Origin of the sequence: Microbacterium sp. ANT_H45B (genome assembly GCF_008369345.1) — a bacterium.
Classification (GTDB): domain Bacteria; phylum Actinomycetota; class Actinomycetes; order Actinomycetales; family Microbacteriaceae; genus Microbacterium.
On the sequence record NZ_VOBK01000002.1, the window covers coordinates 725,460 to 739,267 of the forward strand.

Consider the following 13,808-nt stretch of genomic DNA (forward strand, 5'->3'; position numbering starts at 1 on the left):
GCGACGGTGGGCGCGGTCGCGTCCGCGCCCACCGTGCCCTTCACCGTTTCGCGCGTCCGAGCGGCGAGAGCACGACGATGGCCAGGACGATCACCGATGCGGCGATGCCCAGCCCCGCGTACTGGAAGTTCGAGAGCACGACCCCGGCGAGCACGGCACCTGCTGCCGCCGACAGACTCATCAGGGAGTCGCTGCGCCCCTGCCGTCGCGTGCGGACCTCGGGCGCACTCGACTCGGTGAGCAGCGCCGCTCCCGCGACCGTCGCCGCGCTCCACCCGAGTCCCAGGAGGATCAGCGCGACCATCACGCCCCACTCCTGATCGTTCACGAGCACCGCGAAGGCGAGAGCCCCGCCGAGCAGCAGCTGGCCGAGCAGCACCACACGCAGTCGCCCCCACCGGTCGGCGAGGATGCCGAACAGCGGCGACAGCGCGTACATCCCGCCCACGTGCAGGGCGATGGTGATCCCGACCAGCGCCGAGACATCGGCCGGCGTGGGCGCCATGCCGTGCGCACCATGGGCCATGTGGGCGAGGTGCACCGGCGTCATGGCCATCACCGAGGCCATCACCACGTGCGAGCCCGCGACGGCGAAGATCGCATAGCGAGCGACCACGGGGCGATCGGCGACGGCCACACCGGTCGCCGCGACGGCCGCCGTGGCGAGTCGCTGCGCGGACAGCAGCGGATCCGGACGCAGCGCGACGAGATAGAGCACGAGCGCGGCGCACTGCGCGACGAAGGAGAAGGCGTACGAGCCGGTCTGCGGCGGCATGCCGATCGCCTCGCCGACGATCTCGCCGGGGCCGAGCAGAAGCGGGCCCGCCACACCGCCGATGGTCGTCGCCCACACGACGATCGAGAGATCACGCCCGCGGTGCTTCGCGGCCGCGAGGTCGGTGGCGGCGAAGCGGGACTGCAGGTTGCCGGCGTTGCCGGCGCCGATCATGAGGATGCCGACGAGCAGCAGAGGGAAGACCCGCAGCGATGCGGCCAGGATCACCACGGCGATGCCGACGAGGGCGAACATGTTGCCGAGAGTGAGCGCCCGACGACGCCCGACCCGCGCCGCCAATCGGGCGAGCGGGATCGCGCACAGTGCAGCCCCCAGGGTGACGGATGCCGTCGCGAGGCCCGACAGCGCGTCGTCGCCGGACAGGTCGGCCGCGAGCAGTGCGCCGAGCGAGACCGTCGCACCGAACGCGATCCCCCCGAGCACCTGCCCGATCGACAGGACGAGGACCGTACGCCGCTGGACCGCGGCCTGCTCGGCCACGGTCAGAGCGGCATCGGTCATGACGCGCGTGCGGCGTCGCGCACGGTGTTGCGCAGGATCCCCAGTCCGGTGATCTCGACCTCGACGGTGTCCCCCGCGCCGAACTCGCCGACACCGGCGGGCGTGCCGGTGAGGATGACGTCGCCGGGCAGCAGGGTGAACACCGCCGACGCGTGCTCGATGATCGCCTCGACGGAGTGGATCATGTCCGACAGCGGCGCCTTCTGACGCACCTCGCCGTTGACGCGGGTCTCGATCGTCGCCTCGGCCGGGTCGAAGTCGGTGCTGATGGTCGGCCCGAGCGGGCAGAACGTGTCGAAGCCCTTCGCACGCGCCCACTGGCCGTCCTTGCGCTGCAGGTCGCGGGCGGTGACGTCGTTCGCGATCGTGTAGCCCAGCACATGGTCGAGCGCATCGGCCTGGCTGACGTTCTTCGCGACCTTGCCGATCACCACCGCGAGCTCGCCCTCGTACTCGGTCTGCTCCGAGATCGCCGGGCGCACGATGGCGTCTCCCGGTCCGATCACGGACGTGTTCGGCTTGAGGAAGAGCAGCGGCTCCTCGGGAGCCTCTCCGCCCATCTCGGCCGCGTGGTCATGGTAGTTCTTGCCGACGCACACGATCTTCGAGCGAGGGATCACCGGGGCGAGGATCACCGCATCCGCGATCGGCACGCGGTCTCCCGTGGGCTCGTACCCGGCGAAGAGGGGGTCGCCCGAGAGGACGACGAGGTCGGTGTCGTCGACGATCCCGAACAGGATGGCGTCGTCGTGGCTGAAACGGGCGATCTTCATACGACCAGCCTAGCCAGCCGCACGGACGACGAGACCCCGCCGTGCGCGTGGGGCACGGCGGGGTCTCGGGGATGATGCGGAAGTCAGGCGTCGAGACGCAGAAGCCAGCCGTGGGTGTCGTCGCGGCGACCGTACTGGATGTCGGTGAGCTCCTCGCGAAGCGACAGCGCGAGTTCGCCGAGCGGCTGCGGCTCGTCGAAGCCCTCGCCGACCAGCGCGCCGATCGGCGTCACGACGGCGGCGGTACCGCACGCGAAGACCTCGACGATGTCGCCGGATGCGACGCCTTCGCGCCACTCGTCGATCGAGATGGGTCGTCTCTCGACCGTGTAGCCGCGGTCCTCGGCGAGCTGCAGCAGGGAATCGCGCGTGATCCCGTCGAGGATGCTGTCGGACTCGGGGGTCACGATGCGGCCGTCCTTGAACACGAACACGACGTTCATGCCGCCGAGCTCCTCGACGTTGCGCTTCTCGTCGAGGAACACGACCTGGTCGCAGCCCTTCGCGCTGGCCTCGCTCTGCGCGAGCAGGCTGGAGGCGTAGTTGCCCCCGGTCTTGGCCTTGCCGGTGCCGCCCTTGCCTGCCCGGGCGTAGTCCTCGGAGAGCCAGATGCGCACGGGCTTCACGCCGCCGCTGAAGTACGCGCCCGCCGGACTCGCGATCACGTAGTACGCGACCTTCTGCGCGGCGCGGACACCGAGGAAGGCCTCCTTGGCGAACATGAACGGACGCAGGTAGAGGCTCTGGTCGGCTCCGGAGGGCACCCATCGGCCATCCACCGCGACGAGCTCGCGGAGCGACTGGATGAAGTACTCGGTGGGCAGTTCGGGCAGTGCCAGCCGACGCGCACTGGCCTGCAGACGTGCGGCGTTGCGGTCGGGGCGGAAGGTGTGGATCGAGCCGTCCTCGTGACGGTAGGCCTTGATGCCCTCGAAGATCTCCTGACCGTAGTGCAGCACGGAGGCTGCGGGGTCGAGCGGGATCGGGCCGTACGGCTGCACGCGCGGACGATGCCACCCGCCCTTGACCGACCAGCAGATGTCGACCATGTGATCGGTGAACACCACGCCGAAGCCCGGGTCCTCGTGGACCTCGGCGACGCGTGCGGGCGTGGCCGCGCTCAGATTCTTCCTGACCAGGAACTCCAGCGGAGTCGTGGCGGTCTCGGCATCGATGGTCGTCATCTCGTCATCCATTCCTCGTGCGGCGCGCAACCTCGCGCGGGTCCAGCCTACGCCCGTCGTTCAGAGCAGTGCGGTGATCGCGGAGCCGACGTCCGCCGTGGTGCGCGCACCCGTGCGGGTGGCGATGTCCGTCTCGACGGCGGCGCTCACCCGCGCCGCCTCGGCGGTGAGGCCGAGATGGTCGAGCAGCAGGGCCACCGACAGGATCGCCGCGGTGGGATCCGCCTTCTGCTGACCGGCGATGTCGGGGGCGGAGCCGTGCACCGGTTCGAACATCGACGGGAACGCACCGTCCGGATTGATGTTCCCGGAGGCCGCGAGACCGATCCCCCCGGTGACCGCGCCGGCGAGGTCGGTGAGGATGTCCCCGAACAGGTTGTCGGTCACGATGACGTCGAAACGCGAGGGGTCGGTGACGAGGAAGATGGTCGCGGCATCCACGTGCAGATAGTCGACCGTGACGTCGGGGTGCGCGGCGGCGACCTCGTTCACGATGCGCTGCCAGATCGCCCCGGCGTGCACGAGCACGTTGGTCTTGTGCACGAGCGTGACCTTCTTGCCGCGACGCTCGGCGAGGTCGAACGCGTAGCGGACGACCCGCTCGACCCCGAAGGCCGTGTTGACGGAGGTCTCGTTCGCCACCTCGTGCGGTGTGCCCGTGCGGATCGCCCCGCCGTTGCCGACGTAGGGCCCCTCGGTGCCTTCGCGGACCACGACGAAGTCGATCTCGCCGGGGTTCGACAGCGGTCCCGGCGCGCCCGCGAACAGCTTCGAGGGACGCAGGTTCACGTAGTGGTCGAGTGTGAAACGAAGCTTCAGGAGCAGTCCGCGCTCGATGTTCGCGTCCTTGAGGCGCGGGTCGCCGGGCGTGCCGCCCACCGCACCGAGCAGGATCGCGTCATGACCGGCGATCGCCTGCAGGTCGTCGTCCGTCAGGGTGTCGCCCGTCTCGAGATAGCGGGCAGCGCCCAGCGAGAAGCGGGTCTTGTCGAAGGTGACCTCCGACGACGCGGTCACCGCGTCGAGCACCTTCTCGGCCTCGGCGACGACCTCGGGGCCGATTCCGTCGCCGGGGATGACCGCCAGCTTCACGACACGCGACATGACTCTCCTTGCACCGGGATGGACCGGCTCGCGCGCGGACGGATGCCGAGCGGGCCGGTCCTCCCAGCGTACTGGTCAGTGCGTGGGGGCCTTGCGCAGTGTGACGGCCGCGATCGCGCCGGCCAGCACGACCAGGCCGGCACCGATCAGCGAGGTCACCATCACTCCGGAGCCGAACGCCGCGGATGCCGCCTCCCACAGTGCCGTCCCGAGAGCATCGGGAAGTCCCTGCGCGGCGGTGTACGCCCCGGCCAGTGTCTCCTCGGCGGCGCGCGCGGCGTCGGCGGGCACACCCGCGGGCACGACGAGCGCTCCGCGGTAGAACGCGGTGATCAGACCGCCCAGCACCGCGGTACCGAGGACCGCGCCGAGCTCGTACGCCGTCTCGGACACCGCGCTCGCGGCGCCCGCCTTCTCGGCCGGGGCGCTGGAGAGGATGAGCTCGTTCGAGATCGTCTCCGCGCCGCCGATCCCGATGCCCAGCACGACGAACGCGATGATCAGCGGCGCGACGCCGTGATCGGAGGTCGTGAACGCCACCAGCAGGTATCCGGCCAGCGAGAACACGAGCCCCACCGGCACGAGGATGTGCGGGCGTACCCGCCGCGAGATCGGCACCACCGAGAGCCCCGCCACGATCATCGCCAGCATTCCGGGCACGAGCGCGGCACCCGCGGTCATCGGGGAGAGACCGAGCACGAGCTGCAGATGCTGCGACACGAAGTACAGGAAGCCGACCAGCGCGACCACGCTCAGCAGGTTCACGAGGATCGCTCCGGAGAACGACCCGCGACGGAAGAGGGCCATGTCGAGCATCGGCACGTCGGCGGAGAGCTGACGCCGCACGAAGAGGTAGCCCATCACGACTCCGAGCAGCGCCCAGGCGCCCGCGGTGAGGCTGGGACCGTCGACCGCCAGCGACTTGATCGCGTAGACGATCGGGATCATCGCGGCCATCGACAGCACGATGCTGACGAGGTCGATGCGGCCGGGGTTCGGGTCGCGGCTCTCGGGCACCAGCAGCGGAGCGGTGACGAGCAGCGGGATGAGCACCGGCACGGCGATGAGGAACACGGAGCCCCAGTCGAAGTGCTCGAGCAGGAAACCGCCGACGATCGGGCCGAGGGCCGATCCCGCCGAGAACGCCGAGGCCCAGACCGCGATCGCCAGTCGCCGCTGGTCGCGGTTGCGGAAGATCGACCGCAGCAGCGACAGGGTCGACGGCATGAGCATGGCGCCGAAGAGGCCGAGCAGCGCGCGGGCCGCGATCAGCAGCCCGGCTGTCGGGGCGAAGGCCGCCAGCGCCGACACGGCAGCGAAACCGGTGGCGCCGATGAGGAGCATCCTGCGGCGACCGAAGCGGTCCCCCAGCGTGCCCATCGTGACGAGGAGCCCCGCGAGGACGAGCGGGTACACGTCGATGATCCACAGCTGCTCTGCGCCGGTGGGGGCGAGCGCGAGCGAGATCTCGGGCAGCGCGAAGCTCAGCACCGTGTTGTCGACCGACACGAGGAGCACAGGCAGCATCAGGACGACGAGCGCGGCCCAGCCGCGGGCCCCGACGCGGGGGGCATCCGTCTCTGTCATCGGGATCGACGCAGTGCGGGACATGGAACACCTCTCAGGAACGTGACGGCCCAATTACTAAACCGTCCAGATGGTATAGTAACAGAATCGTCATCTCCGCGCGTTACGGTGAAGGACGACGAACAGAGGACCCCCATGCCCCGACCGCCCCTGGCCCGCGAACGTGTGCTGGACGCATTCGAGTCGATCGTGATCGAAGACGGCGAACGCGCCGCGACGCTCGAGGCCACCGCCCGCGCCGCCGGGGTCTCGAAGGGTGGCCTGCTCTACCATTTCGCCTCGAAGGACGATCTGGCCGCAGGCCTGCTGGAGCGACTCGACGCCCTCACCACCACCGACCTCGAGCGGATGACGACAGCCGAGGAGGGACCCGTCGCGTACTACGTGCGCACGTCCGTGATGGAGGACGACGCACTGGATCGCGCCCTGATCGCCGCGACCAGGCTCGCCCAGGGCGGCTCGGCCCCGGCCGCCGACGCGCTGCGCAGGAATCGCGACCGATGGGAGGACACCATCCGTCCCCATGTGCGGGATGCGGCGAGCCTCGACCTCGTCATGCTGCTGAGCGACGGCCTCTACTTCAACAATTCGCTCGACGTGCACGGACCGGAACGGCTGGTCCCCCGCAGCGACGAGCTCTCCGATCTGATCGCGCTCGTGCTGCGCGCGACGGCCCCCTGACGCACGGCCTCACACGCAGAGAGCGGGAAGGCGCCTCTCGGCCGCCCTCCCGCTCCGCTGATGCAGGGACTCCCCCGCTCAGACCTCGGTGATCTCGATCTGACGGAACAGGTCGGCGTCGATCGAGTCGCGCACGTCGTCGAGCAGCTCGTCCGAGACGGGCGAATCCAGCGTGAGGACGCTGAGCGCCTGGTCTCCCGCACCGAGGCGCGAGATCTGCATGCCGGCGATGTTGATGCCGGCCTCACCGAACTTCTGCCCGTACACGGCGACGATTCCCGGACGATCGGTGTAGAGCATCACGACGTGGTGCTTCTCGATCGGCAGCTCGAGCGCGTGGTCGTTGATGGCGACCAGCTTCTCGGACTGCTTCGGACCTGTCAGGGTGCCGGAGACCGAGAGCTGCGACCCGTCCGACAGCGCTCCGCTGAGGGTGATCACGTTGCGGTACTCGTCGCTCACGTCGTCCTTCAGCAGACGCACGGCGATGCCGCGCTGCTCGGCGAGAAGAGGCGCGTTGACGTACGAGACCGTCTCGCTCACGATGTTCGTGAAGACGCCCTTGAGGGCCGCGAGCTTGAGCACGCTGACGTCGTACTCGTTCAGCTCGCCGTGCACCTCGACGTCGAGGCTCGTGAGCGGCGAGGTCGAGAGGGCGGCGAAGATCTGTCCGAGCTTCTCGACGAGCGAGATGCCGGGGCGGACGTAGGGATCGATCACGCCGCCGGCGACGTTGACGGCATCCGGCACGAGGTCGCCGCCCAGGGCCAGACGCACCGAGCGGGCGACGGACACGCCGGCCTTCTCCTGTGCCTCCTCCGTGCTGGCTCCGAGGTGCGGAGTGACGACCACGTTCGGCAGGTCGAGCAGCGGACGCGCCGTGCCGCCCTCGGCCGGGGGCTCGGAGGTGAACACGTCGAGACCCGCGCCGGCGATCTCGCCCGCGACGAGGGCCGCGTGCAGCGCCTCCTCATCGATCAGCCCGCCGCGAGCGACGTTGACGACGAACGCGGTCGGCTTCATGGCCGCGAACTGCTCGGCACCGATCATGCCGGTGGTCTCGGGGGTCTTCGGCATGTGGATCGTCAGGAAGTCGGACTCGGCGACGAGCTCGTCGAGCGACAGCAGCTGGACACCCAGCTGCTGCGCGCGCGCCGACGTGACGTAGGGGTCGTAGGCGACGACACGCATGTCGAACGCGGCGAGACGGGCCGCGACGAGAGCGCCGATGCGACCGAGGCCGACGATGCCGACGGTCTTCTCGAAGAGCTCGGCGCCCGTGAAGGAGCTGCGCTTCCAGTCGCCGGCCGCGAGCGACGCGTGCGCGGCAGGGATGCGGCGGGCGAGGCTGAGGATGTGTCCCACGGTGAGCTCGGCGGCCGAGACGATGTTGGAGGTCGGGGCGTTGACCACCATGACGCCCGCGGTCGTCGCGGCCTTGATGTCGACGTTGTCGAGGCCGACACCCGCGCGGGCGACGACCTTGAGGTTCGGCGCGTGGGTCAGCGCCTCCTCGTCGATCTGCGTCGCCGACCTGATGAGCACCGCGTGGGCGTCGGCGAGGGCGGCGAACAGCGCCTCGCGGTCGGTGCCGTCGACGTTGCGCACGTCGAAGTCGGGACCGAGGGCCTCGATGGTGGCAGGAGAGAGAACTTCAGCGATGAGCACGACGGGCTTCGGCACAGGGATCCTTCGGGGCAGCGCGACAGGGGGCCGATGCGCCGCACACCATGGGGGCGCGATCACGTCAACTGTACCCGAGGGCTCCGGGCGCTCCGTGCCGTGTGACGGGGGCGGTCAGGGCGCGGCGTTCACCAGATCCGCCATGTTCAGGACGCTGTAGCCGATCAGGCTCAGCCAGAACACCGCCACCACGCCCAGCCCCGCGAGCAGGACGAGACCGAGCTCTGCGGCGCGGCGACGCCTGCCGATCACGTAGGCGAACACGAACACGAGCGCCGGGAAGACCACGCCGAAGCCGAGAGTCACCCAGCCGAGTCCGGTGAGTCCGGTGCCCTGCCCCATGGAGACCATGTGCGCGACGGCATTCCAGATGGCGTACGCGTAGAACAGGCCGGCCAGCCCTAGCACGAGGGCGCTGAGCCACTTCGGCGACGGCGAGGAACGCGGCGCGTCGATCTGCTGCGCGGTCATGATCCGATCACCCCCACGGTCACGAAGGGCCAGGGCACGAGAAGTACGACTCCGAGGAGCAGGAGCGCGACCCGGATCCATCCCGCCCTCGCGCGGGTCAGCACCCACACGGCGAGGAACCAGAGCGCAGGGGCGGCGACGGCGAGCACGAACCACGGCATGTACATGGCATCGGCGACGATCAGGTTGGCGAGAGGCTTGAGCCTCATGCCGCCCACGACCCATCCGATGCTGTAGAGCAGGTAGACGCCGCCGACGACTCCGAGAGTCAGGAGCATCCCCGTGCTGAGCGGTGGACGCTCGTCCTCGTCCTCATCCTCGTTCCGGAGGCGCCCGACGTCGGCGCTCCCCCTGCCGACGGCATTCCATCCCTCGGGCAGGGTGGGGTCGTCGGCGGGGCGCTCGCTCGGCGCAGCCGCAGCAGACCCCGAGGGCGTCCGCGCGGGCTTCTTCCGAACAGGTTCCCCGCGAGCACTGCCCTCATCGCCATCCCAGCTCAGCGCATCGTCGGAATCGGAAGTCATGCCCTCCAGCGTAGAACACGTCGTCCACTATGCTCAGGGCATCCGGGCCACCGGGGCCCGCGTCCGGAGGGATCACCGTGGCCGAGCAGAGCAAGAGGGACGAGTCGTCGGACCCGACCGACCAGGTCCGGGATCCGTCCGCCGGATGGGTGCCGACCGCCGCGGCGCGGTCGACGGCGACCACCTACCGCTGGATCGCCGTCGCGGTCTGGGTTCTCGCGATCGCGGCGGAAGCGGTGGCCATCTTCTGGCTCCTGCGTCAGCGCGAGTTCGTCGGTGCCGACGGGACTCTCGTGCGCGATCCCGACACGGGACTCCTCGAGGCGCAGGGCGCCACCGCGCAGTTCCCGCAGTGGGCCTTCATCGCACTCCTCGTGCTGCTCGTCGTGATCGCCGCACTCGCGATCACCGGCTCGATCCTCTGGAAGAAGGCGAACCGCCTCGACCCTGCGCGTCGGGCGGAGACCCTGCGGTTCTTCGTGCAGAACCAGCTCGGCGCGATCATCGCGATCATCGCCTTCCTGCCGCTGATCATCCTCATCTTCCTGAACAAGGACATGGACAAGGGCCAGAAGGCCACCGCAGGCATCGTCGGCATCGTGCTCGCCGTGATCGCCGCGGTGATCGGCGTCGACTTCTCGCCGCCGTCGGTCGAGAAGTACACGGCCGATCAGTCGGCGGTGATCCAGCTGCTCGGCGAGGACGAGGTGGTCTGGGTCGACGGAGGATCGGTCTACCACGTGTGCGACAGCGTCTCCGACATCCAGACCGGAAGCGAGAAGCGCACCGGAACGACCGCGCAGGCGGTGGAGGCGGGCAAGATCCGCCTGACGCTCAAATTCGCCTCCGAGCTGAAGGCCTGCGGACTCGCCGTGCCGCAGAACGCCGACGAGATCGAAGATGCACTGCGCGAGATCCAGGGCGGGGCGGTGGACACCGTCCTCCCGGCGCCCGTGTGGACGAACGGGGAAGACGCGCCTCCCGTGATCGACGACGCTCCGGCCGAGTAGCACCGCCGGACGCGGTCGTGCGGACGACAGAACGGGCAGCCCCGAAGGGATGCCCGTTCTGTCGTGCGTGAGTCGTCGGATCAGCGTGCGGCGCTGCCGTCGACGTAATCCTCATCCTGCTGCTTCCAGGCGAAGAGCGAGCGGAGCTCCTTGCCGGTGGCCTCGATGGGGTGCGTCTCCTCCTTGGCACGCAGCGCGAGGAACTCCTCAGCGCCGTTGTCCTGGTCGTCGATGAAGCGCTTGGCGAAGGCGCCGTTCTGGATGTCGGCGAGGATCGCCTTCATCGACTCCTTGACCTCGGGGGTGACGACGCGCGGACCGGAGACGTAGTCGCCGTACTCGGCCGTGTCGGAGACCGACCAGCGCTGCTTGGCGATGCCGCCCTCCCACATGAGGTCGACGATGAGCTTCAGCTCGTGCAGCACCTCGAAGTACGCGATCTGCGGCTGGTAGCCCGCCTCGGTCAGCGTCTCGAAGCCGGCCTGCACGAGGTGGCTGACGCCACCGCACAGCACGGCCTGCTCGCCGAACAGGTCGGTCTCGGTCTCTTCGGTGAAGGTGGTCTTGATGACACCCGCACGGGTGCCGCCGATCGCCTTCGCGTACGACAGCGCGGTCGCCCAGGCGTTGCCCGAGGCGTCGCGCTCGACCGCGATGATGTCCGGGATGCCACGGCCGGCGACGAACTCGCGACGCACCGTGTGGCCGGGAGCCTTCGGAGCGACGAGGATCACGTCGACGCCCTCGGGGGCGTCGATGTAGCCGAAGCGGATGTTGAATCCGTGCGCGAACGCGAGGGTCTTGCCCTCGGCCAGGTTCGGGGCGATCGACTCGCTGTAGATCGTGCGCTGGTGCTGGTCGGGCGCGAGGATCATGATGAGGTCGGCCCACTGGGTCGCCTCCGCGACGGTCTTGACCGCGAAACCGGCCTCCTCCGCCTTCGGCGCCGACTTCGAGCCCTCCTTGAGGGCGATCGCGACCTCGACGCCCGAGTCGCGAAGGTTCTGCGCGTGCGCGTGACCCTGCGAGCCGTAGCCGACGATCGCGACCTTCTTGCCCTGGATGATCGACAGATCGGCGTCTGCGTCGTAGAAGATCTCGGTGCTCACTGGTTTCTCTCCTTGATTGGGTGTTCGTGTACGTGTGTGATGTCTGATCAGCCGCGCAGGACGCGCTCGGTGATACTCTTGCCGCCGCGACCGATCGCGAGGAGCCCCGACTGGGCGATCTCCTTGATGCCGAACGGCTCGAGGGCCCGCAGCAGCGCATCGACCTTGCCCCGATCGCCGGTGACCTCGATCACGAGCGCATCGGATGCGTAGTCGACGACGGAGGCGCGGAACAGGTTCGCCACTTCGATGACGTTCGACCGCGTCGCGTTGTCGGTGCGCACCTTGACGAGCATGTGCTCGCGCTGCACGGACGTCGGGAAGTCGAGCTCGACGATCTTGATGACGTTGATCAGCTTGTTGAGCTGCTTGGTCACCTGCTCGAGGGGCAGCTCATCGAGGTCGACGACCACCGTGATGCGCGAGATGCCGGGCACCTCGGTGACGCCCACCGCGAGCGAGTCGATGTTGAAGCCGCGACGGGCGAAGAGCCCTGCGACACGGGTCAGCAGACCCGGGGTGTTCTCCACGAGGAGGCTCAGCACGTGAGTCGACATGGTCAGTCCTCCTCGTCGAAGGCGGGCGCGTGCTCGCGGGCGTACTGGACGTAGCTGTTGCTCACGCCCTGGGGGACCATCGGCCACACCATGGAGTCGGCGCTGACCACGAAGTCGATGACCACCGGACGATCGTTCGTCTCGAGGGCGAGCGTGATCGCGGCGTCCACCTCCTCTTCCTTCTCCACCCGGATCGCGAGGCAGCCGTAGGCCTCGGCCAGCTTCACGAAGTCGGGGATGCGCACGGTGCCGTGGCCCGTGTTCAGATCGGTGTTCGAGTGACGGCCGTCGTAGAACAGCGTCTGCCACTGGCGCACCATGCCCAGCGAGGAGTTGTTGATGATCGCGACCTTGATCGGGATGTTGTTGATCGCGCAGGTCGCGAGTTCCTGATTGGTCATCTGGAAGCATCCGTCGCCGTCGATCGCCCACACCGTGCGGTGGGGCTCGGCGACCTTGGCGCCCATGGCCGCGGGAACCGAGTAGCCCATCGTGCCCGCTCCTCCGGAGTTCAGCCAGGAGTTGGGGCGCTCGTACTTGATGAACTGGGCCGCCCACATCTGGTGCTGACCGACGCCGGCCGCGTAGATGCCCTCGGGCCCCGTGAGCTCTCCGATGCGCTGGATCACGTGCTGGGGTGCCAGCAGACCGTCGGTGGTCGGCGCATACCCGAGCGGGAACTCGGTGCGCAGCCCGTCGAGGTACGACCACCACTCCTCGGTGTCGGGAGTCGTCGTGCTCGTCGCGGTGCGGAAGGCGGACTCGAGGTCGACCATCACGTCGCGGACGTCGCCCACGATCGGGACGTCGGCCATGCGGATCTTCGAGATCTCGGCGGGGTCGATGTCGACGTGCACGACCTTCGCGTTCGGTGCGAACAGCGCGGCCTTGCCCGTCACGCGGTCGTCGAACCGCGCGCCGAGCGACACGATGAGGTCTGCTTCCTGCAGCGCCAGCACGGCCGGGACCGTGCCGTGCATTCCCGGCATGCCGAGGTGCTGCTGGTGGGAGTCCGGGAAGGCGCCGCGGGCCATCAGGGTCGTGACGACCGGTGCGTTGGTCGTCTCGGCCAGCGCGAGCAGCTCCTTCGACGCGCGGCCGCGGATCACACCGCCGCCCACGTAGAGCACGGGCTTCTTGGCGTCGGCGAGAAGAGCGGCCGCGGCCTGGATCTGCTTGCCGTGCGCCTTGGTCACCGGACGGTAGCCGGGCAGGTCGATCTTGGCGGGCCAGATGAACGGCGCGATCGCCTGCTGGGCGTCCTTGGTGATGTCGACCAGAACCGGTCCGGGACGCCCCGTGGAGGCGATCTCGTAGGCGGCCGCGATGGCACCGGGGATCTCGGACGCGTCCTTCACGAGGAAGGAGTGCTTGGTCACCGGCATCGTGATGCCGACGATGTCCGCCTCCTGGAAGGCGTCCGTCCCCATGAGGGTCGAGAACACCTGCCCGGTGATGGCCAGCAACGGCACGGAGTCCATGTACGCGTCGGCGATCGCGGTGACGAGGTTCGTGGCCCCGGGGCCCGAGGTCGCGATGCAGACGCCGACCTTGCCGGAGGAGGAGGCGTACCCCTCTGCGGCGTGCCCGGCTCCCTGCTCGTGGCGGACGAGGATGTGACGGAGGTCCTTCGCGTCCATGAGCGGGTCGTAGACGGGGAGGATGGCGCCGCCGGGAAGCCCGAAGACATCGGTGATGCCGAGGAGCTCGAGCGTACGGACCACGGCCTCGGCGCCGGTGATCTCCGGCGCGGCCGACTTGGGTGCGGGGGGCCTCGGCACAGCCGAGACGGTGTCAGCAGTCATGAGATTCCTTCTGATGGTCTGGT

At 69.1% G+C, this 13,808-nt stretch carries 13 protein-coding genes; 2 read left to right on the forward strand and 11 right to left on the reverse strand.

Going from position 1 to position 13,808, the window contains the following annotated elements:
* Positions 1 to 40: 40 nt before the first annotated feature.
* From FQ142_RS09995 to FQ142_RS10015, 5 genes are all read right to left on the reverse strand, one after another.
* Entirely contained in the window at positions 41 to 1,297 is a 1,257-nt protein-coding gene (locus FQ142_RS09995) for an MFS transporter (protein ID WP_056417006.1), read from the reverse strand.
* A complete protein-coding gene (locus FQ142_RS10000; protein ID WP_056417002.1) occupies positions 1,294 to 2,070 on the reverse strand; it encodes a fumarylacetoacetate hydrolase family protein in 777 nt (258 codons plus the stop codon). The genes FQ142_RS09995 and FQ142_RS10000 overlap by 4 nt, the downstream gene beginning before the upstream one ends.
* An 83-nt stretch (positions 2,071 to 2,153) precedes the next feature.
* Complete coding sequence (locus FQ142_RS10005; protein WP_056419459.1) at positions 2,154 to 3,254, reverse strand: branched-chain amino acid aminotransferase; 1,101 nt, start codon at positions 3,252 to 3,254, stop codon at positions 2,154 to 2,156.
* A 60-nt stretch (positions 3,255 to 3,314) separates the two neighbouring features.
* Entirely contained in the window at positions 3,315 to 4,358 is a 1,044-nt protein-coding gene (locus FQ142_RS10010; RefSeq protein ID WP_056416998.1) for a 3-isopropylmalate dehydrogenase, read from the reverse strand.
* 75 nt (positions 4,359 to 4,433) lie between these two features.
* Positions 4,434 to 5,969 (reverse strand): MFS transporter, encoded by a 1,536-nt coding sequence (locus tag FQ142_RS10015; protein WP_149423161.1) that lies wholly within the window; start codon positions 5,967 to 5,969, stop codon positions 4,434 to 4,436.
* 111 nt (positions 5,970 to 6,080) lie between these two features.
* On the opposite strand from FQ142_RS10015, the gene FQ142_RS10020 reads away from it, so the two are divergent.
* Positions 6,081 to 6,626, forward strand: a complete 546-nt coding sequence (locus FQ142_RS10020) for a TetR/AcrR family transcriptional regulator (RefSeq protein WP_056416991.1) — start codon at positions 6,081 to 6,083, stop codon at positions 6,624 to 6,626.
* 78 nt (positions 6,627 to 6,704) lie between these two features.
* On the opposite strand, the gene serA is transcribed toward FQ142_RS10020, so the two are convergent.
* The 3 genes from serA to FQ142_RS10035 all read right to left on the reverse strand — a co-directional run bounded on the left by serA (position 6,705) and on the right by FQ142_RS10035 (position 9,304).
* Positions 6,705 to 8,309: a phosphoglycerate dehydrogenase gene (gene serA / locus FQ142_RS10025; RefSeq protein ID WP_045255280.1), complete on the reverse strand. Its 1,605-nt coding sequence runs from the start codon at positions 8,307 to 8,309 to the stop codon at positions 6,705 to 6,707.
* A gap of 114 nt (positions 8,310 to 8,423) precedes the next feature.
* Positions 8,424 to 8,780, reverse strand: a complete 357-nt coding sequence (locus FQ142_RS10030) for a hypothetical protein (RefSeq protein WP_149423162.1) — start codon at positions 8,778 to 8,780, stop codon at positions 8,424 to 8,426.
* The gene (locus FQ142_RS10035) at positions 8,777 to 9,304 is read right to left on the reverse strand and encodes a hypothetical protein (protein ID WP_149423163.1); all 528 of its coding nucleotides are present in this window, start codon (positions 9,302 to 9,304) and stop codon (positions 8,777 to 8,779) included. Before FQ142_RS10035 ends, FQ142_RS10030 begins: the two co-directional genes overlap by 4 nt.
* A 77-nt stretch (positions 9,305 to 9,381) precedes the next feature.
* Here FQ142_RS10035 and FQ142_RS10040 point away from each other — a divergent pair, with 77 nt between their 5' ends.
* Positions 9,382 to 10,314 (forward strand): hypothetical protein, encoded by a 933-nt coding sequence (locus tag FQ142_RS10040; protein WP_149423164.1) that lies wholly within the window; start codon positions 9,382 to 9,384, stop codon positions 10,312 to 10,314.
* A gap of 80 nt (positions 10,315 to 10,394) precedes the next feature.
* Here FQ142_RS10040 and ilvC read toward each other — a convergent pair whose 3' ends face one another.
* From ilvC to FQ142_RS10055, 3 genes are read right to left on the reverse strand one after another with little or no spacing between them, the layout of a single operon-like run.
* Positions 10,395 to 11,423: a ketol-acid reductoisomerase gene (gene ilvC, locus FQ142_RS10045; protein WP_045255282.1), complete on the reverse strand. Its 1,029-nt coding sequence runs from the start codon at positions 11,421 to 11,423 to the stop codon at positions 10,395 to 10,397.
* A 47-nt stretch (positions 11,424 to 11,470) separates the two neighbouring features.
* Positions 11,471 to 11,980 (reverse strand): acetolactate synthase small subunit, encoded by a 510-nt coding sequence (gene ilvN / locus FQ142_RS10050; protein WP_045255283.1) that lies wholly within the window; start codon positions 11,978 to 11,980, stop codon positions 11,471 to 11,473.
* A gap of 2 nt (positions 11,981 to 11,982) precedes the next feature.
* Entirely contained in the window at positions 11,983 to 13,785 is a 1,803-nt protein-coding gene (locus tag FQ142_RS10055) for an acetolactate synthase large subunit (protein WP_056416982.1), read from the reverse strand.
* Positions 13,786 to 13,808: the final 23 nt, after the last annotated feature.